Source organism: Simplicispira piscis (genome assembly GCF_054783455.1).
The window spans coordinates 91,735-112,758 of sequence record NZ_BAAGQN010000018.1 but is presented as its reverse complement, the minus strand read 5'-3'; the positions used below and the strand labels follow the sequence as shown (position 1 = coordinate 112,758).

The following is a 21,024-nucleotide window of genomic DNA, read 5'->3' as shown; positions in this document are numbered from 1 at the left end:
AGCTTTTCTTCTTCAAACGTGACGGAAGACAGATAGTCGCTGATGGCACCGTCGTACTGCGCAATGCGGTTGAACGCAGCGACGGACAGCGCAAAACGCAGCTTGTCGGACAACTTGCCGTGCGCTTTCAGTTCCTCCAGCACGGCGGGGTACTGCGAGGCATCGGTCAGCACGCCCACGTCCTTCCAGTTCTTGGCGGCGCTGCGCACCATGGCCGGGCCACCAATGTCGATGTTCTCGATGGCATCCGCCAGCGTGCAACCCGCCTTGGCCACGGTCGATTCAAACGGGTAGAGGTTGACCACCAACAGGTCAATGGTGTCGATGCCGTGTGCCTTCAGGGCTGCCATGTGTTCTGGCCGTTCGCGGCGGGCCAGCAGGCCGCCGTGCACCTTGGGGTGCAGCGTCTTGACGCGGCCGTCCAGCATTTCAGGAAACTGGGTGACTTCGGCCACCTCGGTCACGGGCAGGCCTTCTTTGGCCAGTAGCTGGGCTGTGCCGCCGGTAGACAGCAGCCGGATGCCCAGGGCGTGCAGGGCTTTGGCAAAGTCGACGATGCCGGTCTTGTCGGAGACGGAGAGGAGTGCGTTCATGGCAATGGTGCGGTAGTTTGAATAAAAACAGGCTCTAACGCTTATCAAACAAGCGCAAGTAGCTACAAATTAAATAGCAATCAACAGATGCTCAAAGCAGCTTGTGCAGCGCCAGTTTCTTGCGCAGGGTGTTGCGGTTCAGGCCCAGCCATTCGGCGGCGCGCGACTGGTTGTGGGATGCCTCTTCCATCACCACCTCCAGCAGCGGCTTTTCCACCACGCGCACCAGCATGTCGTACATGCCGTCGGGGGTCTCGCCGCCCAGGTCGCGAAAGTAGCCCTGCAGGCTCTCCCGCACGCATTCTTCAATATGTTTCTTGCTCATGCAGCCATTCCCTCTTGTTCTTGTGAGTTCGCGTCCACACCGGTGGCGTGCGGCAACCGGTCCATCTGTTGCCCCAGGGCATCCAGGTAGTCGGCCACGGCCTGCCACTGCGTGGCGCAGTCTTCTGTCGTATTGATTTGTTGGCGCAAGGCCTCGCCGCCCGGCAGCGCGCGCAGGTACCAGGCAATGTGCTTGCGTGCACTGCGCACCCCGGTTTGCTCGCCGTACAGGCTGTAGTGGTCGTGCAAGTGGTCCAGCAGCAGGCGGCGCACCTCGGCCACCAGCGGCGGGGCCAGGTGTTCGCCCGTGGCCAGAAAGTGGCCCACCTCGCGAAAAATCCAGGGGCGGCCCTGGGCGGCACGGCCGATCATGAGGGCGTCGGCCCCCGTAGCGGCCAGCACGTCGCGCGCCTTCTCGGGCGTGGCGATGTCGCCATTGGCGACCACCGGAACCTGCACTGCCGCCTTCACAGCGGCAATGGTGTCGTATTCGGCAAAACCTTTGTAGCCCTGCTCGCGCGTGCGGCCGTGCACCGTCAGCATCTGGATGCCCACGCCTTCAAACTGCCGGGCCAGCGCCACGGCATTCTTGTGCTGCTGGCACCAGCCCGTGCGCATCTTGAGCGTGACCGGCACGTTGAAAGGCGCGCAGGCCTGCACCACGGCGGCGGCAATCTCGACGGCCAGTGCTTCGTTCTGCATCAGGGCGGAGCCCGCCCACTTGTTGCAGACCTTCTTGGCCGGGCAGCCCATGTTGATGTCGATGATCTGCGCGCCGCGCTCTATGTTGTAGACCGCGGCCTCGGCCATCATGGGTGCATCGGTGCCGGCGATCTGCACGGCAATCGGCCCCGGCTCCCCGGCATGGTTGGCGCGGCGCGAGGTCTTGAGGGTGTTCCACAAATCCTTGCGCGAGGTGACCATCTCGCTCACCGCGTAACCCGCACCGAGCTGCTTGCACAACTGCCGAAACGGCCGATCCGTGACGCCCGCCATCGGGGCCACGAACAAACGGTTCGCCAAAGGAATGTGGCCGATGTACATGAGGGTTTCGGGGCGCCGCAATTGCTGAAAAAGGAGGCAGGATTGTACCTGCTCAAAATTTCAGCAACTGAAATGGCGAACCACCCACAACCCTTTGCTCTCCCTGCCGCTGCGCGCCGCCTCAGCGTGCGGCGAAATCCTTGCCTGCCTTTGCCGGTGGCAGGGTGCCCTGCTGCACAAACAGCCACCACGCATCGGCTGAATTCTCAAACCGGTATTGCGCCATGAGCGTCCTCAGCCACTGGCGGTTGTGCTGCACGTCGGGTGCAAAACCGTCCACACCACCCGACGCGCCCGCCAGAACCACGCCGGATGGTGTGCCCATGTCGACATCTTCTCCGTCTGCAAGCGGCCCGCGCACGGTCTGGCGGGCTTTCATGCCGTCCATCACCCGCACCCGCACAATCCAGCCACCACTGCGGGCTTCGCAGCAGGCATCCAGGGCCAGGCCCTGGACCTGCAGATCTTGTGCGATGTGTGCCAAAGCCTCGGGCGCGGTCGGTGCATCGGCACAGTGTGGCACACCGATGTGCGTGTGCAGCACCACCGCATGGGTGTTGTGCGCCCATGCCGAAAACACGAGTGCCGCGGCCATCGACCACCAGGGCGTGCTGCCGATGCCCGAGGCAGAGCGAGAGAGCTGCTCATAGGGGTGCCGTGTTGAAGCGATGGCCATGGGATTCCTCCGGGTTGCTTTCCGTCTGGGTTGCGGTAGATCCACGATACAAAAGCAACCCGTTCCACGGCATGCGTGCATGGCGCACCATGCTGTAGGACAACGCCACCAGGCCACCAAACCAGCGTGCAGGGCCCCTACACTGACTGGCATGGAAACCTGGATGCATCTGCTACTCGAATGGCTGGCCCTGCCCCAGTTCGGCCTGAGCACGGTTTTTGTGGTGTCCTTTGTGTCGGCCACGCTGCTGCCGCTGGGGTCTGAACCGGCGGTGTTCGGGCTCATCAAACTCAACCCCGACCTGTTCTGGCCCGCCGTCATGGTGGCGACCTTGGGCAACACGCTGGGCGGCGGCGTCAGTTGGTGGATAGGGCTGGCAGCCCACAAAGCCGTGGACCGCGCCCGTGGCTACCACAAGGATGCACGCGCCATCGCCTGGTTGCGGCGCTTCGGGGCCAAGGCCTGCCTGATGAGTTGGCTGCCCGTGGTGGGCGACCCGCTGTGCGCCGTGGCCGGCTGGCTCCAACTGCCGTTCTGGCCCTGCCTGGCCTACATGGCTGTAGGAAAATTTTTGCGCTACCTGGTCATGACAACGGTGTTGCTGCACCTGATGCCAGGCCAGGTGGCTCTGTAACCTCTTCGCGCGGCAACAAGACGTCCCAGTCCACAGGCCGCGTGGTATCCACATGCACGGTCCGTGCTTCCTCTTGCGCCGACAACGGCCGTGCAGCCGCCCACTGAGATTCCAGCACCTCCAGCCCCGCCTCGGAGGCATCGCCTCCCGCCTGCTGGCGCGCCTGCACCCGCGCACGCAGCACGTCCAGCGGCGCTTCGAACGACAGAATGCGGCACGGCGCCTGCAGAGCAGCGGCCAGGGCGATAAAGCGTGCCCGCAGGGCGGCGTTCAGAAAAGTGGCATCGACCAGCACGGTGTATCCGGCGCCCAGCGCAGTGCGCGCCACCTGCGCAAGCCGGTCATGGGTGCGCTGCGAAGCCTCGCGGGTATAGATGCCGCCCGACACCACCGCGCTCGACGCATGGGCGAGCAGACCAAACAGGCGCTTGCGCTCCACATCGGCACGTACACGCACCACGCCGCGCTGCTCGATCACCCCCTGTGATTGCGTGCTCTTACCCGCCCCCGAGAACCCATGGGCCAGCCACAACGCGGCAGGCTGAGGCTGGATGCTGCGCGCCGCCAGTTCCAGGTAGCGCTGGCGCTCCAGCGCACTGGCAGCCCACGCCGCCCCACCCGCCTGTGCCCTGCGCATGCCCGCGACCCGGGCGCGCACCAGGGCGCGGTAGACGCAGTAGTAGCGCAGCACGCGCAAGCCATCGTAGTCGCCGGTGTGTTCCAACCAGGCATTGAGAAAACGCCACGCCAAATCAGAGCGACCCCGCGCCTCCAGGTCCATCACGAGAAAAGCAATATCGGCCACGCAGTCGATCCAGCGCAGCGCCGGGTTGAACTCGATGGCATCGAACAACTGCGGCCCGGCGTCGGTCAGCACCAGGTTGGCAAGGTGCAGATCGCCATGGCACTCGCGCACCCGGCCCGCATGCAAGCGCGCATCGAACACAGGCGCCAGAGCGGCCCCTTGCGCGGCGCACCACTGCGCCAACCGTGGCAACGGGGAGGGCTGCGCACAGTCACCGGCTTCCTCCTGGCTCTGCAAGGCATGCAGACAGTCGTGCACCGGGCTGCACACGGCGCGTGCGTCGCCAAAGCCCTGCCCTGGCTGCGCCACGGCAGCCCCGCCCTGGAACTGCGCCACGTGGCGCGCCAGAGCGTCGATGTGCGCGGGCTGCAAGCGCTGCTGCTCCAGCACATGGCTGAGCAGCATGTCTTGCGCAAACCGGCGCATGCGCACCGCGGGCTCGGCCCCAGCAGGGGCCTGATCGGCAGGCAATACACGCAGCGCGCCGTGCTGCTGCTGCACTGCCACCAGCCCAAGGTACAGGTCGGGGGCCGTGCGGCGGTTGATGCGCAACTCTTCCAGGCAGGCAGCACGGCGCAGTGCGGTGGTGCTGAAGTCCAGAAAATCGAGCTTCAGCGGTTTCTTGAACTTGTAGACAAAATCGCCCGCCAGCAGCAGCCAGGAGATATGGGTCTCGATGCACTCCACGGCCTCTGCGGCATGGCCAAACGCCTGCGGTTGGCTCTGCAGTTGGCGCACCAAGGCTTCGGCCGCATCAAAACTGCCCGTCAGCATGGCAGGCTCGCCCGCAGAAGAATACGCACTCCATCGTCCAGCCCCGGAAGGGGTAGACCACCACCCCCTGCGCCCGATGGTTCCGGGGAACGGGTGTCATGGAGAGGGACGGCATGGGAAGCAGCGGCAGGCGCCGGGAAAGACAACAGCATGGTCTTCGAGTGTGCCCGCTGCTTGACCAGTGTCAACCGCCTCGATCAAGAAACCGAAAGAGGATCGCGCCTCTCTGGGCAGCACTGCATTTGCTATCAAAAATAGAGCTTCAAGCGCTTACCAGCAAAGCGCCAGAATCGAAAAACACTCAAACTCTCGAAACCAACCGCTGACCGTGTCGCACGGTAGTGATCACCGAGCCTTCGTCGTCCTGGGCGTCGGGGTCTTCGCCCAGCAGCTCCACAGTGACGGACGGATCGCCCTTGGCCACTGGCTCTTCGACGACCACCTGGTTGCGTCCGCCTTCCTTGGCCATGTACATGGCGGTATCGGAGCGCGAGAAGAACTCCAGCACCGACTCGCCCGGGATGTACTGCGTAACGCCAATGGACACCGACACCCGGCTCTTGAGCAGACCCGTCCAGGGGTGCGCCTCGACCTGCGCACGGATGCGCTCGCAGGTGTTGAGCGCGGGCAGCAGCGAAGTGGCCGGGAAGATGAGCAAAAACTCCTCGCCCCCGTAGCGGCCAAAAATATCACCAGCCCGCACATTTTCCTGCGCCACGCGGGCAAAACTGCGCAATACCTCATCACCGCCCAGGTGCCCCAGTTCGTCGTTGATGCGCTTGAAATGGTCCAGGTCGACCACGGCCAGGCACAGGGGAATGCCGGTTTCATCGGCCAGTTGCTTCTGCTCCTCCAGCGCCGCGACGATGTAGCGGCGGTTAAAACACCCCAGCAGCGTGTCGCGCTGCGCATCTTCCTGGATGTTCTTGATCTTGCGGCTGGCCCGATGCAGGATGCGCTGCAGCATCTGCACCTTGCCCACCAGGTAGATAAAGCTGGGCAGCGACACGGCCAGTGCCACGAAATGCATCACTTCGAGCCGCAGCAATGCATCGTTCTGCTGCGCCGTGTAATGCAACGCAATCACCACCGCATAACCCGACAGCAGGGCCCATGCCACCAGAAACGCCGTGTTGCGCGGAATGCGGTACATGCCATAAGCCATGGTCACAAAACTGAATGGCGCCAGCAAGATCTGCGTGGCCGGATCCAGGTACACAACCAGCAACATGCATGCCAGGGCGCACACCACAATGGGGAGTTTGAGCCGCTTCTCCTGCGCCCGCATGTGCAGGCCCGACTTGAAGGCACCCAGGAACACCAGCGAGAGACCAACGATCAGGCCCGACAGCACATACAGCGTGCGCGACTGCACCATGTCCACCGCATGAAAAACCACCGCAGCCGCCAGATACAGGCCGACCAGCGACAGGGCGATCAACCATTTCTGTGCATTGGTTCGCCGCCCGCCCGCCATGCCCGCATCGGCCCTGCGGCGCGCGTCCTGCAAGACCACGGCCGACGAATCGTCGAAGTCCATGCTCGCATCGGTGAATGGAAAGGCCTCTGACGCAGAGAACTGCGGTTTCCCGCTTTTAAAAATCATGGTCAAAAGTGAGGCTGCAGCCATGGCACATGGAGTGGAGAGAACACCGTCGGTTGTAAGAAGGAAGAAGGTCGTACCGGAAACGGTAGCGCGGCTCGCTGTATACACCATTTGTTACATCGCGACCCAAAAACCGCTCACCGGAGAATGGTATCCGTACCGAAAAGGCGCTTTGTGTGCCGCGCCCCCACCAAACCACTGCGCAAACACCCTGCAATCAAACCCTTGTCAGAACGCTCTGCGAAGCGTCTGCCCGCGCTGGACACGGCATGATAAGGAGAACCGCCTCCATCCCTCCCCGTATTTACCATTAGCTACGCAACGCACGGACCGCAGGCTGATGCATCACAAGGCCGGACGTGCGCGGGCCCACCAACCTTCCAGCGAGTACACCAGCAAAGCCGCCCAGATCAGCATGAAACCGGCCAGACGGGACAGCTCGAACGGCTCGTGGAACAGCCATACACCCAGTGCAAACTGCAGGCTGGGCGACAAATACTGCAGGATGCCCATCGTGGCCAGGGGAATCCGCCGTGCGCCCGCGGCAAACAGCAGCAGGGGAATGGCGGTGATCGGCCCGGCAAGAACCAGCCAACCCAAGACGGCAGAACTCCCCTGCACCAGCACCCCCTGGCCCTGCCAGGCCCAAACGCCCAGGCCGATGGCGGCCAGCGGGGCCAGCAGCACAGTCTCCAGAGCCAGCCCTTCCAGCGCCCCCAGCACGGCCACCTTGCGCAGCAGGCCATAAAAACCAAAAGTCAGTGCCAATACCAGCGCGATCCAGGGCAAGCGGCCCGCCTGCACCGTCAGCCACAGCACCCCGGCGGCGGCCACCGCCACCGCCAGCCACTGGCCCGGACGCGGGCGCTCGCGCAAAAAGAAGAATCCCAAGGCCACGCTGACCAGCGGCAGAATGAAATAACCCAGGCTGGCATCCACCACATGACCGTTGTTCACTGCCCAGACATAGGTCAGCCAGTTGGCCGACAGCAACAGCGCCGAAACCGCAAAGCCCCCCAGCACCCGCGGCTGGCGCAACACCGCGCGCGCCCAGGCCCATTGCCGGCGCACCGCCAGTACGCCCAACACGAACACCAGAGACCACAGGGTGCGGTGCAGCACCACTTCCAGCGCTGGCACGTCGGTCAGTTGCCGGAAATACAGCGGGAACAGTCCCCAGGACAGGTAGGCCAGCGTGGCGTAGGCGATGCCAGGATTCATGTACGGCAGTCAGTGGGGCGCATTCGCCGCAGAAAAAAAGACCGCCATGGCATACCTGCAAAGCAGCAGGCCATGACGGCCAGGCCCCAAAGGCCTCAGACGTTGAACAGGAAGTTCAGCACATCGCCATCGCGCACGATGTATTCCTTGCCTTCAGCGCGCATCTTGCCTGCATCTTTGGAGCCCTGCTCGCCCTTGTAGTGGATGAAGTCGTCAAAAGCGATGGTCTGGGCGCGGATGAAGCCGCGCTCGAAGTCGCCATGGATCACGCCAGCAGCTTGCGGCGCAGTGTCGCCCACGTGGATAGTCCAGGCACGCACCTCCTTCACCCCGGCAGTGAAATAGGTCTGCAGCCCCAGCAGCTTGTAACCAGCGCGGATCAGGCGGTTCAGGCCCGGCTCATCCTGCCCCATCTCGGCCAGGAACATGTCGCGGTCTTCATCGCTCATTTCGGCCATTTCGGCTTCCATCTTGGCGCAAATGGCGACTACAGGTGCATTCTGCGCAGCAGCGTACTCCTTCAGGCGTTCCAGCAGCGGGTTGTTTTCGAAGCCATCTTCGCTCACATTGCCCACGAACATCGCGGGCTTGGCCGTGATGAGGCAGAACGGCTTGAGCAGGGGCAGGTCCTCCTTGCTGACCGGCACACTGCGCGCAGGCAGCCCCTGGTCGAGCGCTGCCTGGATGGGGGTAAGCAAAGCGACGATCTTGGCGGCTTCCTTGTCGTTACCGCTCTTGGCGGCCTTGCTGTAGCGGTTGAGCGCTTTTTCCACCGTGCTCAGGTCGGCCAGGCACAGCTCGGTCTGAATGACTTCGATATCGGAGATCGGGTCCACGCGGCCCGCCACGTGGATCACGTTGTCGTCCTCGAAGCAGCGCACCACATTGACGATGGCGTCCGTCTCGCGGATATGGGCCAGAAACTGGTTGCCCAGGCCTTCGCCCTTGCTGGCACCGGCCACCAGGCCGGCGATGTCCACAAACTCGACGATGGCCGGCACGATGCGCTCGGGCGTGATGATTTCGGCCAGTTGCTGCAGGCGCGGATCAGGCACCTCGACCACGCCGGTGTTGGGCTCGATGGTGCAGAAAGGGTAGTTCTCGGCGGCGATGCCGGCCTTGGTCAGCGCGTTGAAGAGGGTGGACTTGCCGACGTTGGGCAGGCCCACGATGCCGCATTGGAGGCTCATGGCAGGGCTTTCAGGTGTTCTGGGGACAAACCGTTGATTTTAAGCCGCGCAAACAAAGACCACCCGATAGGCTTCAGCGATGGCCCGTTTCAGTCAAAGCACAGGTCGGCCGCAACGGCCTGCCCCACGCGCAGCACCTGGCCGGCTCCCTGGCACACGATGGCGTTCATGCCAAAAGTGACAGCGCCACCCAGCCGCCTGTCCTGGCGGTAGCTGCGCAGCATGTCGCCCACGGCGGGGCGGCTCTCAGCCGTGGCCGGGTCGATATTGGGAATGGGGCAGCGCGCACAGGGCTTGACCGGCTGCAGCTGCACTTGGGCAGCGCCGACGTCAATGCGCAGCAGCTCCAGACGGTCTTCATCGTGCGCCTGCACGCCGTCGATGACCACATTGGGCCGAAAGCGTTCCATGCCCACCGCGGGCTGGCCTGCGGCTTGCAGGCGTGTGTTGAGTTCCTGCAGCGAGGCCGTGCTGGTCAGCAGAAGGGGAAAACCGTCGCTGAACTGGTTGGGCACCGCCCGCCCGCTGGTCCAGTCGGTGCTGGACAGGCGCCGCTGCGCCGGATCGAAGCGCACCAGGCGGCAGGGTTGGCCCAAAAAGGCGGTCAACCAGCGGGCGGCTTCGTCGCCCATGTCCCAGGCCGGCACGGTGTCTTTCCAGACCACCACCGGGGTGTGCGGCGGGGCCACATCGATTGCCAGGGGCACGCGCAATTCACCCAGACCGGGAGCCTGCAACAGCAGCGCCCCTTGGTCGCGCGCAATGCGGGGCCGGATCAGCGCCATGCGGGGCACGGCGCGCTGTGTGAGAAACGCGCCCTGTTCATCCACCAGCATCCAGGCGCGGTCGAACTCCAGGCCGGTTTCGGTCAGCAGGGCCTCATGCACCTCGATGCCCGCGCAGGACTTGACGGGATAGATGAAAAGGCGCGCCACGGCGCCCGAGAGATCAGCGTTGCTATTGAAGGCCACGGCAGGGGGTTTCCATCGCACACAGGGACAAAGCCTGCAAGCATAACCCTCAGGGGCGGGCCTCCTACAATGCCCGGATGGCGCAATCCTTTGACATCTGTATCCGTGGCGCGGGCGTAGTCGGCCGCACCCTGGCACTGCTACTGGCCCGCGAGCGGCTGAACGTGGCCCTCGTCGCCAACACCGCACCGGCACCAGAGGCAGCCGATGTGCGGGCCTATGCCTTGAACGCGGCCTCGCGCGCGCTGCTGGAATCGCTGCGCAGCTGGCCCGACGCCGTGCACGCCACGCCGGTCACGCACATGCGGGTGCGGGGTGACCAGGAGGGCGAGGTGCACTTTGACGCCGCAGCCCAGGGCGTACCGGCCCTGGCCTGGATTGTCGATGTGCCCGCGCTGGAGGCCCGCCTGCAGGACGCCGTGCGCTTTCAGCCGCAGGTAGAACTGGTGCAGGCCCCCGTGCCGGCCGCGCTTACCGTGGTGTGCGAGGGCCGTGCCAGTCGCACCCGCAGCGAACTGGGCGCCGAGTTCGACATCACGCCCTACCCCCAGCACGCCATTGCCGCGCGCATGGCTTGCGAAAAACCGCACGGCCAGGTGGCCCGGCAATGGTTTTCGCCGGACGGCAGCATCCTCGCCTTTCTGCCCCTGGAGGGCGAAGGCGGCAGCACCGTGGCGGTTGTCTGGTCTGTAGCGCCGCCGCTGGCTGCCGAACTGCTGGCCCTGGAGGCCGATACCTTTGCGCAGCGCATGCAGGCGGCCAGCCAAGATGCGCTGGGCGCCTTGACGCTGGCCAGCGAGCGCGCCACCTGGCCGCTGCAGCAGGCCCAGGCGCGCCACTGGTGTGGCACCCTGCCGACCAACCCTGCAGCCGCGTGGGTGCTGGCGGGCGACGCCGCACACAACGTACACCCGCTGACGGGCCAGGGCCTCAACCTGGGCCTGGGCGACGCCCAAGCGCTGGCCCAGGTGCTGGGCGGGCGCGATACCTGGCGCAGCGTGTCTGACCTGCGGCTGCTGCGCCGCTACGAGCGCCAGCGCAAGACGGCCCTGGCGCCCATGGGCCTGGCCACCGATGGGTTGCACCAGCTTTTTTCACGCCCGCAGGGCCCTTGGCAGATGCTACGCAACTGGGGCATGAAAGGCTTTGACCACAGCGGCCCTCTGAAAGACTGGATGGCCCGCCAGGCCATGGGAACGCGCTGAAGGCAATGCACTCCAACGGCGCAACACCCTTACGCCGCCCCTTGAACCTTTGAATAAAACCATGCAACTGATCCCCTCCCTGCTCGCCGCCGCCGCACTGACCCTGGGTTTTTCCGCCACCGCCCAGGAAGCCGCCATCCGCAAAACACTGGCCGAGCGTATTCCGCAAATGGAAAAGATCGACGAGGTACAGCCTACGGCCATGTCGGGCCTGTACGAAGTGCGCATCGGTACGGACATTTTCTACACCGACGCCAAGGGCAACTACCTGATCCAGGGGGAGCTGATCGATACCCGGGCGCGCCGCAACCTGACGGAAGACCGCATCAACAAGCTCTCGGCGGTGGATTTTGCAGCGCTGCCGTTCAAGGACGCCTTCACCATCGTGCGCGGTGACGGCAAGCGCAAGGTGGCGGTGTTTGAAGACCCCAACTGCGGCTACTGCAAGCGCTTCGAGCGCGACATGCAGAACGTGGACAACGTCACCGTCTACCTGTTCCTCTACCCCATCCTCAGTCCCGACTCGGCCGAGAAATCGCGCAACATCTGGTGTGCCAAAGACCGTACGACCGCGTGGGAGGACTACATGGTGCGCGACAAGACCCCGGCCGCCGCCACCTGCGACACCAGCGCACTGCAACGCAATCTGGCTTTCGGTAAAAAATACAAAATTACGGGCACGCCCACGCTGATTTTTGCCGATGGCAGCCGCGTGCCCGGCGCCATCCCGGCCAAGGACGTCGAAAAACGCCTGGGCGAATCCGCCGCCAGCAACTGACACCCCGCGCCCGCACCGCCCATGGCCAACGCACGCTCCACCGCCGCTGCTGCGGTGCACTACCGCATCGAAGCGCCCGACCCACACCAGCACCTTTTCCACGTCACGCTGACCGTGGCCCGCCCTGCAGCGCAGCAGGAACTGGCGCTGCCTGTCTGGATACCGGGAAGCTACCTGGTGCGCGAGTTCTCCAAAAATCTGCAGAACCTGCAGGCCCGCCAGGGCAGGCAGGCGCTGGCGCTGCAGCAACTGGACAAGCACCGCTGGATGGCGACGTGCCAGCCCGGCAAGCCGCTGGTGCTGCACTACGAGGTATATGCCTGTGACGCCTCGGTACGCACCGCCTGGCTGGACGCTGCGCGCGGCTTCTTCAATGCCACCAGCCTGTGCCTGCGCGCCGAGGGACACACCGAACAGCCCTGCACCATTGACATTTTAGCTCCTGAAAACATAGCTACCAGCGCACAGTGGTCGTGCGCTACAGCCATTTTTCCTTTAAAAGTGGATGCCTGGGGGTTTGGCCGCTACCGTGCCGACGACTACGACACACTGGCCGACTGCCCGGTGGAAATGGGCGCCTTCTGGAGCGCGCGTTTCACTGCCGGTGGCGTGCCGCACCGCTTTGTGGTGGCAGGCGCCGCAGCGTCTTTTGACGGCAAGCGGCTGCTGGCCGACACGCGCAAAATCTGCGAGGCCGCCATCCGCCTCTGGCACGGCGAGGGCAAGCCGCCGTTCAAAAATTACCTGTTCATGCTCAACGTGGTCGATGACGGCTATGGCGGGCTGGAGCACCGCAACTCCACGGCCCTGATCTGCGCCCGGCGCGACCTGCCGCGCAGCACCGCGCCTGCGGTGGGCGAGGGCTACACCACCCTGCTCGGCCTCATCAGCCACGAGTACTTCCACGCCTGGAACGTCAAGCGCCTGCGCCCCGCAGAGTTCACCCGCTACGACTACGCGCAGGAGAACTACACACAGCTGCTCTGGTTTTTTGAAGGCTTCACCAGCTATTACGACGATCTGCTGCTGCGCCGGGCCGGGCTCATCGACCCTGCCAGCTACCTCAAGCTGCTGACCAAAACCATCCAGCAGGTGCTGCAAACGCCGGGCCGCACGCTGCAGACCGTGGCCCAGGCCAGCTTTGACGCCTGGGTCAAGTTCTACCGCCAGGACGAGAACACCCCCAACGCCACCGTCAGTTACTACACCAAGGGCGCACTCGTCGCCCTGTGCCTGGACCTTGCGCTGCGCGCCGAGGGCCATTGCACGCTGGACGATGTGATGCGCGCCTTGTGGCAGCGCTGCGCGGGCGGCCCCATGGACGAAGCCACCCTGCGCGCCGTGCTACACGAACTGGGCGGCCGCCCCTTTGACACGGAGATCGACGCCTGGGTGCACGGCACCGGCGAACTGCCGCTGGAGGCGCTGCTGGCGGCCCAGGGCATCACGCTCAAACCCGAAGCCGCCCAGCCCGCCCAGCGCCTGGGCCTGCGCGTGACAGAAAACGCGGCAGTGCAGATCAAAACCGTGCTGCGCGGCAGCCTGGCCGAGCGCGCCGGCATGGCCGCCGGCGATGAATGGATCGGCATCGAAGTGCAGGGCCAAGGCTGGCGCATTGCCAAGCTCGACGACATCGCGCTGTATGCCGGGGCAGAGACGGCCGTCACGGCCCTGGTCGCCCGCGACCGGCGCCTGCTGCGACTGCCCCTGACGCTGGCCCATCCGCCCGCCAAGAGCAGCAAAGGCCGCAAGAGCGCCGCACAGCCCGCCATGGCCGACACCGTGTCGCTCAGCATCACCGACGCAGCCCGCGCCACGCGCTGGCTCGATGGTCTTTGATCGGCCCCGCACTGCCGGGGCCTTGGTTATCGTTTTATTTTTAATTGCAACAGGAGAACGCCATGGCCTACGAAGTCATTGAAGTCCGCACCGAAGCTGAAAAGGTCGGCATCATCACCCTCAACCGTCCCAAGCAGCTCAATGCGCTGAACGACCAGCTCATGGACGAGCTGGGCCAGGCCCTCAAGGCCTTTGATGCGAACGACAAGATCGGCTGCATCATCATCACCGGCAGCGAACGCGCCTTTGCCGCCGGGGCCGACATCGGTGCCATGGCCAAATACAGCTTTGCCGATGCCTACAAAGGCGACTACATCACGCGCAACTGGGAAACCATCCGCAGCATCCGCAAACCCGTCATCGCCGCCGTGAGCGGTTTTGCGCTGGGCGGCGGCTGCGAGCTGGCCATGATGTGCGACTTCATCATCGCTGCCGACACAGCCAAGTTCGGCCAGCCCGAGATCAAGCTGGGCGTGATTCCGGGCGCCGGTGGCACCCAGCGCCTGCCGCGCGCCGTGGGCAAGGCCAAGGCCATGGACATGGCCCTGACTGGCCGCATGATGGACGCCCCGGAGGCCGAACGCGCAGGCCTGGTCAGCCGCGTCGTGCCTTTCGAGAAAATGATGGAAGAAGCCCTGGGCGCCGCCCTGGTCATTGCCGATTTTTCGCAGATCGCCGTGATGGCGGCCAAGGAGTCGGTGAACCGCGCGTTCGAAAGCGGCCTGTCCGACGGCGTGATGTTCGAGCGCCGCCTGTTCCACGCCCTGTTCGCCACCAGCGACCAGAAAGAAGGCATGGATGCTTTCGTGAACAAGCGCAAGGCGCAGTTCCAGCATCTTTAAAAATCCTGGCAGCCGAGCTTTGGTTGCCCGTTTTTTTTGTTCTATAATTCCATTTTTTCGGTGGTATAGCTCAGTTGGTTAGAGCGCAGCATTCATAATGCTGATGTCCCAGGTTCAAGTCCCGGTACCACCACCACATTGAACCCACAGTGGCAACACTGTGGGTTTTTCTTTGGGTGCACGCAACGCAGGCGCCCGTAAAATCGCGCTTTCACAGCCCCTGGATGAACACCATGAACCGCTGCCCGACCGCACTTTCCCCTTCTCGCCCCGGTCTGGGGCCCCTCCTGCTGGCCGTGCTCTGCGCCGCAGCCCCTCTGGCCAGCGCGCCTGCTGCCGCACAAGGCACGGTGCAGGGCTCGATGAGTGGCATGCGCAACTTCCCCGATGCGGCGCTGCGCGGTTCGCTGGTGATTACCGGGGCCTCCGATGCCGAGATCAATGGCAACGCCATCCGCATGGCACCCGGCATGCGCCTGTTCAGCCCGCAGAACACCCTGGTGATGATGCACACGGTCAAGGGCCAGCAATTCACCGTGAACTACCTCATCGAGAACAGCACGGGCATGCTGATTTCTGCCTGGATCCTGAGCAACAGCGAGGCCGCACAGCCGCGCAAGGGCAGCGACTCCGTGCAGCGCAACTTCCGCTTCGAGTCCGACGCCACCCCCGTGCGCTGACCCGGCTGCTGCCACGCCCCTGGCTCCCGCCCTGCGGCGGGCGCAGCGCATGCAGCCCACCCCCCCTGTTTTCTGAGAGCTTGCCATGGCCAAAAAAGTCTTTATCAAAACCTTCGGTTGCCAGATGAACGAGTACGACTCGGACAAAATGGTGGACGTCATGCGTGCCGCCGAGGGCTACGAACCCACGCAAAACGTCGATGAGGCGGACCTCATCCTGTTCAACACCTGCTCGGTGCGCGAGAAAGCGCAAGAGAAGGTATTTTCCGACCTGGGCCGCGTCAAGCACCTCAAGGAGCGCGGCGTGAAGATCGGCGTGGGCGGCTGCGTGGCCAGCCAGGAAGGGGCCGAAATCATCAAACGCGCGCCCTATGTGGACATCGTCTTCGGCCCCCAGACCCTGCACCGCCTGCCCGATCTGCTGCAGGCACGGGTGCAGCAAGACCGTCCGCAGGTGGACATCAGCTTTCCAGAGATCGAAAAGTTTGACCACCTGCCGCCTGCGCGGGTCGAAGGCGCCAGCGCCTTCGTCTCCATCATGGAAGGCTGCAGCAAGTACTGCAGCTACTGCGTGGTGCCCTACACGCGCGGCGAAGAGATCAACCGCCCTTTCGACGATGTACTGGTCGAGGTGGCGGGCCTGGCCGACCAGGGCGTGAAAGAAATCACCCTGCTGGGCCAGAACGTGAACGCCTACCGCGGCGCCATGGGCGACACCAGCGAGGTGGCCGACTTTGCGCTCCTGCTGGAATACGTGGCTGAAATCCCCGGTATTGAACGCCTGCGCTTTACCACCAGCCACCCCAACGAATTCACGCCGCGGCTGATCGAGGCCTATGCGCGCATTCCAAAACTGGCCAACCACCTGCACCTGCCGGTGCAGCACGGCTCGGACCGCATCCTCATGGCCATGAAGCGCGGCTACACCGCCATGGAATACAAGAGCACGGTGAAAAAGCTGCGTGCCATCCGCCCTGATCTGGCCATGAGCAGCGACTTCATCGTGGGCTTTCCGGGCGAGACCGAGGAAGACTTCGCCAAGATGATGAAGCTGATCGACGACATCCACTTCGACAACTCGTTCAGCTTCATCTTCAGCCCGCGCCCGGGCACGCCCGCCGCCAACCTGCACGACGACACGCCGCACGAGGTCAAGCTGCGCCGCCTGCACGAGCTGCAGGCCGTCATCAACGGCAACATCAAGCACATCAGCGAGGGCCTGGTGGGCAAGGTGCAGCGCATTCTGGTCGAGGGCAGTTCCAAGCGCGACGGCAACGAACTCATGGGCCGCACCGAGTGCAACCGCGTGGTCAACTTCGCCGGAGACCCTCGCCTGGTGGGCCAGATGGCCGACGTCACCATCACCGAAGCCAAGACCTACACCCTGCGCGGCGAGGTGCTGGTGCGTGAAACCACGGGATAATCCATCAAAAATGAGAGCTGCTTGCGCTTGATACACAAGGTTTTAAAGTACTTTTCTATTGGAAAATATTTACCATCAAGCGTTGGCAGCTCCTGATTCAGGAGCATTCATCCTATAAAAAAACCGGCACTCTGCCGGTTTTTTGCTTTGTTTTTGATAGCTTGTAGCGTTTATTGCATAAGCACTACAGCCAAAAAAACACCAAAACTCAGAAAGGCATGCCAGGCATACCGCCGCCACCCCCCATGCCCTTCATTCCGCCCATCTTTTTCATCATTTTCATCAGGCCGCCGCCCTTCATTTTTTTCATCATGCCCTGCATCTGCTCAAACTCCTTGAGCAGGCGGTTGACTTCCTGCACCTGCACACCCGCGCCGCCAGCGATGCGTTTCTTGCGGGTGGCCTTGATGAGTTCGGGCCGGCGGCGCTCCAGCGGCGTCATGCTCTGGATGATGCCTTCCTTGCGCTTGATGTCTTTCTCGGCCTTGTCCATGTCCACCTGACCGGCCTTGGCGGTGAGCTGCGAGGGCAGCTTGTCCATGAGGCTGGCGAGCCCGCCCATCTGCTTCATTTGCTGCAACTGGCCCAGAAAATCGCTCAGATCAAAGCCGTCGCCACTCTTGACCTTGGCAGCGAGCTTTTGCGCGGCTTCCATGTCCACACCGGCCGCCACTTGCTCCACCAGCGCAACGATGTCGCCCATGCCCAGAATGCGGCCCGCGTGGCGCTCGGCGTCGAACACCTCCAGGCCGTCGAGCTTCTCGGAAACGCCGGCAAACTTGATCGGTGCGCCGGTGATCTGGCGCACAGACAGCGCAGCGCCGCCGCGTGAATCACCGTCGAGCTTGGTCAAAACGATGCCGGTCAGCGGCAGTGCTTCCTTGAAGGCACGTGCGGTGTTAATGGCATCCTGGCCCTGCATGGCGTCCACCACGAACAGGGTTTCGATCGGATTGAGCACCGCGTGCAGGTCCTTGATTTCCTGCATCAGCACTTCGTCGATGGCCAGGCGACCGGCGGTGTCGACCAGCAGCACATCAAAGTAGTGTTTCTTGGCGTAGTCCAGCGCGGCCAGGGCAATGTCGCGCGGCTTCTGGTCGGGCGTGCTCGGGAACCACTCTGCACCTGCCTGGGCCGTGACGGTCTTGAGCTGCTCGATGGCGGCGGGGCGGTACACGTCGCCGGAGACGGTCAGCACCTTTTTCTTTCGCTTGGTGATCAGGTGCTTGGCCAGCTTGGCCGTGGTGGTGGTCTTGCCCGCGCCCTGCAAACCCGCCATCAGGATCACGGCCGGGGGCTGGGCCGCCAGATTGATGTCGGACACGCCCTCGCCCATGGTGGCGGCCAGTTCGCGGTTGACGATGCTGACCAGCATCTGCCCAGGTTTGAGGGAGCCCAGCACCTCTTCGCCCAGCGCCTTTTCCTTGACGCGGGCGATGAAGTCGCGCACCACGGGCAGGGCCACGTCGGCTTCGAGCAGGGCCATGCGCACCTCGCGCAGCATGTCCTGTACGTTGGATTCGGTGATGCGGGCCTGGCCACGCATCTCCTTGACGAGGCGCGAGAGTTTGTCGGTAAGGGCGGAGGCCATGTCAGGTATTCCGGGGTAGACCCGCGAACGGGGCTGCGGGAGGGGGGTTGCGCCCAAGGGCGGGCCGTGGGCGAAAGGTAAACTGTGCAGCATGATTTTAGCTAGTAGCTCCCCCGTCAGTCTGGTGCTCGGGCTCGCCACTGCTCTGGCCTATGCCGTTCCGGCTGTGGCAGCAGCCCGCCTGCAGGCCCGGGGTGCCCGCGCAGCCCTGTGGGTCGCCTGGGTATTGCACGCCGCCACCCTGGCCTGGAGCATGGTGGAGACGACGCCGCGCTTCGGTTTTGCCCCGGCCCTGTCGGTCACTGCGTGGCTGGTTCTCACGGTCTATGCCATCGAACACCAGTTGTTCCCACAGCTGCGGGCCCGCTGGGCGCTGGCTGCTCTGGGCAGCCTGGCTGTGTTGCTGGCAATGGCGTTCCCGGGCCAGGCCCTGCATGGCACGGCCTCGGCCTGGCTGCCGCTGCACTTGGCGCTGGGCATCTCGGCCTATGGCCTGCTGGCCGCCGCCGTGGTGCATGCCGCCTTGATGACGCGCGCCGAACGGCGCATCCGCCTGGCGGTCGATCCCCACAGCGGCATGCCCTTGCTGACGCTCGAGCGCCTGACCTTCCGATTCGTGACCGCGGGCTTCGTGCTGCTGACCGCCACACTGGCGGCCGGCATGCTGTTCAGCGAATCGCTCTATGGCCGTGCCTGGCGCTGGGACCACAAGGCCGTGTTCTCGGTGCTGTCGTGGCTGACCTTTGCCGCACTGCTGCTCGGACGCAAGCGCTTTGGCTGGCGTGGCCGCAGCGCCGTGCGCATGCTCTACACGGGCGCTGCGCTGCTGCTGCTGGCTTATGTGGGTTCGCGTTTTGCACTGGAAGTGGTGCTGGGACGCAGCGCATGAAATACTTGCTGGTCCTTGCCGTCATCGCCATAGGCTACGCTTTTTGGCGCAGCCAGCGCACGGACGCCCCGCCATCGCAGGGCAAACGCCCGCCGCTGCCCGCACCGCAGGACATGGTGGCCTGCGACCGCTGCGGCGTGCATCTGCCGCGCTCCGAAGCGTTGACACACGGCGCCCGCATATACTGCTGCGCCGAGCACCAGCAGCAAGATGCACGCTGACACCATACCTCCCGGCAACAGCACGGCCGCGCGGCCCCTGGCGGTGGATGAGACCCCTTTTCTGCGCCTGTGGCACGGCTTCCTGACGGGCCGCACCATGATCGCGCTGGCCCTGCTGCTGCTGCAAGGGGTGGGCCAGGTCATCAACCAGAACGCCCATCCGTTGGTGCTCATGGTGTGCGTGGCGTACCTGGCCGCAACGCTGGCCCTGCGCGTGCTGGCGCGGCGGGCGCCGCCTTCTCCGCAGGCCGGTCTGCAATGGCTGCCGTCCATTGGCGTGGACCTGGTGGCGGTAAGTGCGCTGCAACTGCTGCACATCGGCTCCATGAACTTCACGCCCCTGCTGGGCCTGCCCATCCTCATGGCCTCGGTGCTGGGAACGCTCACCCTGGCGCTGGGCACCACGGCAGCCGCCACTTTGCTGCTGCTGGCCTGGGCATGGTGGCAGGGTTACCACGGGCCCGACACGGATACTGCGCAACTCTATCTGCAGGCAGCGCTGACCGGGACCGGCTATTTCATCGCCTCCTTCCTGATACACCAGCTCTCGACCCGGCTGGTGCGCGAGCAGCAAACAGCGCAGCGCAGCAAGGTGGCGGCCCTGGTGCAAAGCCAGGTCAGCGCGCTGATCATCCAGAACCTGACGGACGGCGTGCTGGTGGTTGACGAAGAAGTCACCGTGCGCATGGCCAACCCGGCGGGGCTGTCGCTGCTGGGTTGCCCGTCCGGCTCGGACCCTCCATTCACATTGCACCAGGCTGCAGCATGGCAGGCACTGGTGGCTCTGGCGCGCCGCTCCTTTCGCCTGGACCAGCCCCAGACCGCCGACCTGAACCTGCTGAATGAAGGACAAAGCCCCGTCGGCCTGCATGTACGCACCTGGCTGACCTCGCCAAAACAAAGCGCTGCCGGTGTGCCGGGCGCCCGTTTGTGTGTGATGTTCCTGCACGATCTGCGTGAGATGGAAGCGCGTCTGCGCACCGAAAAACTGGCGGCCATGGGCCGCATGTCGGCCGCCGTGGCGCACGAGATCCGCAATCCACTGGCGGCCATCATGCAGGCCAATGCCCTGTTGGAAGAAGACCTGGAGCAACCCGCACAAAAGCGCCTGAGCCAGATGGTGCAGCAAAACGCCGACCGCCTGGCCCGCATTGCCGAGGAAATCCTTGACATCGCGCGCGTGCAGCACCAGATCAGCCACGCCCCGGCGTCCACCTTGACGCTCGATTCCAGCGTGGCACAGATCTGGCAGGACTGGAGCAGCCACGACCCGGCCCACCGCCAGGGCCGTGTGACGCTCATGGCTGGCGAGGTGCACGTGGAGTTCGATACCGAACACCTGCGCCGTGTGCTGGTGAACCTGCTCGACAATGCCTTGCGCTACAAGAGTAGCGAGACCGATGCGTTGCAGCTGAGTACCCGCATCAGCGCCCCCGGCCAGGCCTGCGTACAGGTCTGGAGCGATGGAGCGCCCATGGACCAATCGGTGGAGCGCCATCTGTTCGAGCCCTTCTTTTCATCCGAAAGCCGATCCAGCGGCCTGGGCCTGTACATTTGCCGCGAACTGTGTGAGCGGCATGGCGCCGCCATCAGCTACCAGCGCACCAGCCGCCCCACCTCCCGGGGCGACATCGAGGGCAATGCCTTCACAGTGAGCTTCCGCCAGGTCGGGCGGCTGCAAGAGTCGGCCTCCCTGTTTGACACCATTGTGGTTTGAT

The 21,024-nt window shown here is 64.2% G+C and carries 19 protein-coding genes, 1 tRNA gene and 1 pseudogene; 11 read left to right on the top strand and 10 right to left on the bottom strand.

The features are described 5' to 3' along the window. The 4 genes and pseudogenes from purH to ACYVOC_RS14015 form a co-directional block, all read right to left on the bottom strand. Positions 1 to 599: pseudogene (gene purH / locus ACYVOC_RS14030) on the bottom strand (bifunctional phosphoribosylaminoimidazolecarboxamide formyltransferase/IMP cyclohydrolase); the annotation flags it as partial. A gap of 85 nt (positions 600 to 684) precedes the next feature. Then, positions 685 to 918 (bottom strand): Fis family transcriptional regulator, encoded by a 234-nt coding sequence (locus ACYVOC_RS14025; RefSeq protein ID WP_116003005.1) that lies wholly within the window; start codon positions 916 to 918, stop codon positions 685 to 687. Beyond that, complete coding sequence (gene dusB, locus ACYVOC_RS14020) at positions 915 to 1,961, bottom strand: tRNA dihydrouridine synthase DusB (protein WP_461162208.1); 1,047 nt, start codon at positions 1,959 to 1,961, stop codon at positions 915 to 917. The genes ACYVOC_RS14025 and dusB overlap by 4 nt, the downstream gene beginning before the upstream one ends. 121 nt (positions 1,962 to 2,082) lie before the next feature. Next, entirely contained in the window at positions 2,083 to 2,637 is a 555-nt protein-coding gene (locus tag ACYVOC_RS14015) for a D-Ala-D-Ala dipeptidase (protein WP_461162207.1), read from the bottom strand. Positions 2,638 to 2,800: 163 nt separating this feature from the next. Between ACYVOC_RS14015 and ACYVOC_RS14010 the strand changes: the two genes are divergently transcribed. Further along, entirely contained in the window at positions 2,801 to 3,271 is a 471-nt protein-coding gene (locus ACYVOC_RS14010; RefSeq protein WP_461162206.1) for a YqaA family protein, read from the top strand. Here the strand turns inward: ACYVOC_RS14010 and ACYVOC_RS14005 are convergent. The 5 genes from ACYVOC_RS14005 to ACYVOC_RS13985 form a co-directional block, all read right to left on the bottom strand. Then, entirely contained in the window at positions 3,222 to 4,850 is a 1,629-nt protein-coding gene (locus ACYVOC_RS14005) for a bifunctional aminoglycoside phosphotransferase/ATP-binding protein (protein WP_461162205.1), read from the bottom strand. The two genes, ACYVOC_RS14010 and ACYVOC_RS14005, sit on opposite strands and share 50 nt — an antisense overlap. A 301-nt stretch (positions 4,851 to 5,151) precedes the next feature. Next, entirely contained in the window at positions 5,152 to 6,390 is a 1,239-nt protein-coding gene (locus ACYVOC_RS14000) for a GGDEF domain-containing protein (RefSeq protein ID WP_461162204.1), read from the bottom strand. Between the two features lie 411 nt (positions 6,391 to 6,801). Then, positions 6,802 to 7,677, bottom strand: coding sequence for an EamA family transporter RarD (rarD, locus tag ACYVOC_RS13995; protein WP_461162203.1), 876 nt, complete (start codon positions 7,675 to 7,677; stop codon positions 6,802 to 6,804). Positions 7,678 to 7,772: 95 nt separating this feature from the next. Then, positions 7,773 to 8,867, bottom strand: coding sequence for a redox-regulated ATPase YchF (gene ychF, locus ACYVOC_RS13990; protein ID WP_116002991.1), 1,095 nt, complete (start codon positions 8,865 to 8,867; stop codon positions 7,773 to 7,775). A gap of 89 nt (positions 8,868 to 8,956) precedes the next feature. Continuing rightward, positions 8,957 to 9,838 (bottom strand): MOSC domain-containing protein, encoded by an 882-nt coding sequence (locus ACYVOC_RS13985; protein WP_461162202.1) that lies wholly within the window; start codon positions 9,836 to 9,838, stop codon positions 8,957 to 8,959. Positions 9,839 to 9,915: 77 nt separating this feature from the next. Here ACYVOC_RS13985 and ACYVOC_RS13980 point away from each other — a divergent pair, with 77 nt between their 5' ends. From ACYVOC_RS13980 to miaB, 7 genes are all read left to right on the top strand, one after another. After that, positions 9,916 to 11,043 carry an FAD-dependent monooxygenase gene (locus ACYVOC_RS13980; RefSeq protein WP_461162201.1) on the top strand — a complete coding sequence of 376 codons (1,128 nt, stop codon included), beginning with the start codon at positions 9,916 to 9,918 and terminating at the stop codon, positions 11,041 to 11,043. Between the two features lie 61 nt (positions 11,044 to 11,104). Continuing rightward, positions 11,105 to 11,821, top strand: a complete 717-nt coding sequence (locus tag ACYVOC_RS13975) for a DsbC family protein (protein WP_116002988.1) — start codon at positions 11,105 to 11,107, stop codon at positions 11,819 to 11,821. Between the two features lie 21 nt (positions 11,822 to 11,842). After that, the gene (locus tag ACYVOC_RS13970; protein WP_461162200.1) at positions 11,843 to 13,660 is read left to right on the top strand and encodes a M61 family metallopeptidase; all 1,818 of its coding nucleotides are present in this window, start codon (positions 11,843 to 11,845) and stop codon (positions 13,658 to 13,660) included. A 62-nt stretch (positions 13,661 to 13,722) separates the two neighbouring features. After that, entirely contained in the window at positions 13,723 to 14,502 is a 780-nt protein-coding gene (locus ACYVOC_RS13965; protein WP_116002986.1) for an enoyl-CoA hydratase, read from the top strand. 59 nt (positions 14,503 to 14,561) lie between these two features. Next, a tRNA-Met gene (locus tag ACYVOC_RS13960) sits at positions 14,562 to 14,638 on the top strand. Positions 14,639 to 14,735: 97 nt separating this feature from the next. Further along, a complete protein-coding gene (locus ACYVOC_RS13955; RefSeq protein WP_461162199.1) occupies positions 14,736 to 15,182 on the top strand; it encodes a hypothetical protein in 447 nt (148 codons plus the stop codon). A gap of 85 nt (positions 15,183 to 15,267) precedes the next feature. After that, complete coding sequence (miaB, locus tag ACYVOC_RS13950; protein ID WP_461162198.1) at positions 15,268 to 16,605, top strand: tRNA (N6-isopentenyl adenosine(37)-C2)-methylthiotransferase MiaB; 1,338 nt, start codon at positions 15,268 to 15,270, stop codon at positions 16,603 to 16,605. Positions 16,606 to 16,813: 208 nt separating this feature from the next. Here the strand turns inward: miaB and ffh are convergent, their stop codons facing one another. Then, a complete protein-coding gene (ffh, locus tag ACYVOC_RS13945; RefSeq protein WP_116002984.1) occupies positions 16,814 to 18,196 on the bottom strand; it encodes a signal recognition particle protein in 1,383 nt (460 codons plus the stop codon). A 91-nt stretch (positions 18,197 to 18,287) separates the two neighbouring features. On the opposite strand from ffh, the gene ACYVOC_RS13940 reads away from it, so the two are divergent. The 3 genes from ACYVOC_RS13940 to ACYVOC_RS13930 are packed head-to-tail and all read left to right on the top strand — an operon-like array spanning position 18,288 to position 21,023. Continuing rightward, positions 18,288 to 19,085: a cytochrome C assembly family protein gene (locus ACYVOC_RS13940; protein WP_116002983.1), complete on the top strand. Its 798-nt coding sequence runs from the start codon at positions 18,288 to 18,290 to the stop codon at positions 19,083 to 19,085. Then, positions 19,082 to 19,306: a PP0621 family protein gene (locus ACYVOC_RS13935; protein WP_461162197.1), complete on the top strand. Its 225-nt coding sequence runs from the start codon at positions 19,082 to 19,084 to the stop codon at positions 19,304 to 19,306. Before ACYVOC_RS13940 ends, ACYVOC_RS13935 begins: the two co-directional genes overlap by 4 nt. After that, on the top strand, positions 19,296 to 21,023 hold the full coding sequence (locus tag ACYVOC_RS13930) for a sensor histidine kinase (protein ID WP_461162196.1): 1,728 nt from the start codon (positions 19,296 to 19,298) through the stop codon (positions 21,021 to 21,023). Before ACYVOC_RS13935 ends, ACYVOC_RS13930 begins: the two co-directional genes overlap by 11 nt. Position 21,024 lies beyond the last annotated feature (1 nt).

Bases quoted from the DNA above. Each gene is read 5' to 3' on its own strand.
- ACYVOC_RS14025 (WP_116003005.1), bottom strand. From the start codon at position 918: ATGAGCAAGAAACATATTGAAGAATGCGTGCGGGAGAGCCTGCAGGGC.
- dusB (WP_461162208.1), bottom strand. From the start codon at position 1,961: ATGTACATCGGCCACATTCCTTTGGCGAACCGTTTGTTCGTGGCCCCG.
- ACYVOC_RS14015 (WP_461162207.1), bottom strand. From the start codon at position 2,637: ATGGCCATCGCTTCAACACGGCACCCCTATGAGCAGCTCTCTCGCTCT.
- ACYVOC_RS14010 (WP_461162206.1), top strand. From the start codon at position 2,801: ATGCATCTGCTACTCGAATGGCTGGCCCTGCCCCAGTTCGGCCTGAGC.
- ACYVOC_RS14005 (WP_461162205.1), bottom strand. From the start codon at position 4,850: ATGCTGACGGGCAGTTTTGATGCGGCCGAAGCCTTGGTGCGCCAACTG.
- ACYVOC_RS14000 (WP_461162204.1), bottom strand. From the start codon at position 6,390: ATGGACTTCGACGATTCGTCGGCCGTGGTCTTGCAGGACGCGCGCCGC.
- rarD (WP_461162203.1), bottom strand. From the start codon at position 7,677: ATGAATCCTGGCATCGCCTACGCCACGCTGGCCTACCTGTCCTGGGGA.
- ychF (WP_116002991.1), bottom strand. From the start codon at position 8,867: ATGAGCCTCCAATGCGGCATCGTGGGCCTGCCCAACGTCGGCAAGTCC.
- ACYVOC_RS13980 (WP_461162201.1), top strand. From the start codon at position 9,916: ATGGCGCAATCCTTTGACATCTGTATCCGTGGCGCGGGCGTAGTCGGC.
- ACYVOC_RS13975 (WP_116002988.1), top strand. From the start codon at position 11,105: ATGCAACTGATCCCCTCCCTGCTCGCCGCCGCCGCACTGACCCTGGGT.
- ACYVOC_RS13970 (WP_461162200.1), top strand. From the start codon at position 11,843: ATGGCCAACGCACGCTCCACCGCCGCTGCTGCGGTGCACTACCGCATC.
- ACYVOC_RS13965 (WP_116002986.1), top strand. From the start codon at position 13,723: ATGGCCTACGAAGTCATTGAAGTCCGCACCGAAGCTGAAAAGGTCGGC.
- ACYVOC_RS13955 (WP_461162199.1), top strand. From the start codon at position 14,736: ATGAACCGCTGCCCGACCGCACTTTCCCCTTCTCGCCCCGGTCTGGGG.
- miaB (WP_461162198.1), top strand. From the start codon at position 15,268: ATGGCCAAAAAAGTCTTTATCAAAACCTTCGGTTGCCAGATGAACGAG.
- ffh (WP_116002984.1), bottom strand. From the start codon at position 18,196: ATGGCCTCCGCCCTTACCGACAAACTCTCGCGCCTCGTCAAGGAGATG.
- ACYVOC_RS13940 (WP_116002983.1), top strand. From the start codon at position 18,288: ATGATTTTAGCTAGTAGCTCCCCCGTCAGTCTGGTGCTCGGGCTCGCC.
- ACYVOC_RS13935 (WP_461162197.1), top strand. From the start codon at position 19,082: ATGAAATACTTGCTGGTCCTTGCCGTCATCGCCATAGGCTACGCTTTT.
- ACYVOC_RS13930 (WP_461162196.1), top strand. From the start codon at position 19,296: ATGCACGCTGACACCATACCTCCCGGCAACAGCACGGCCGCGCGGCCC.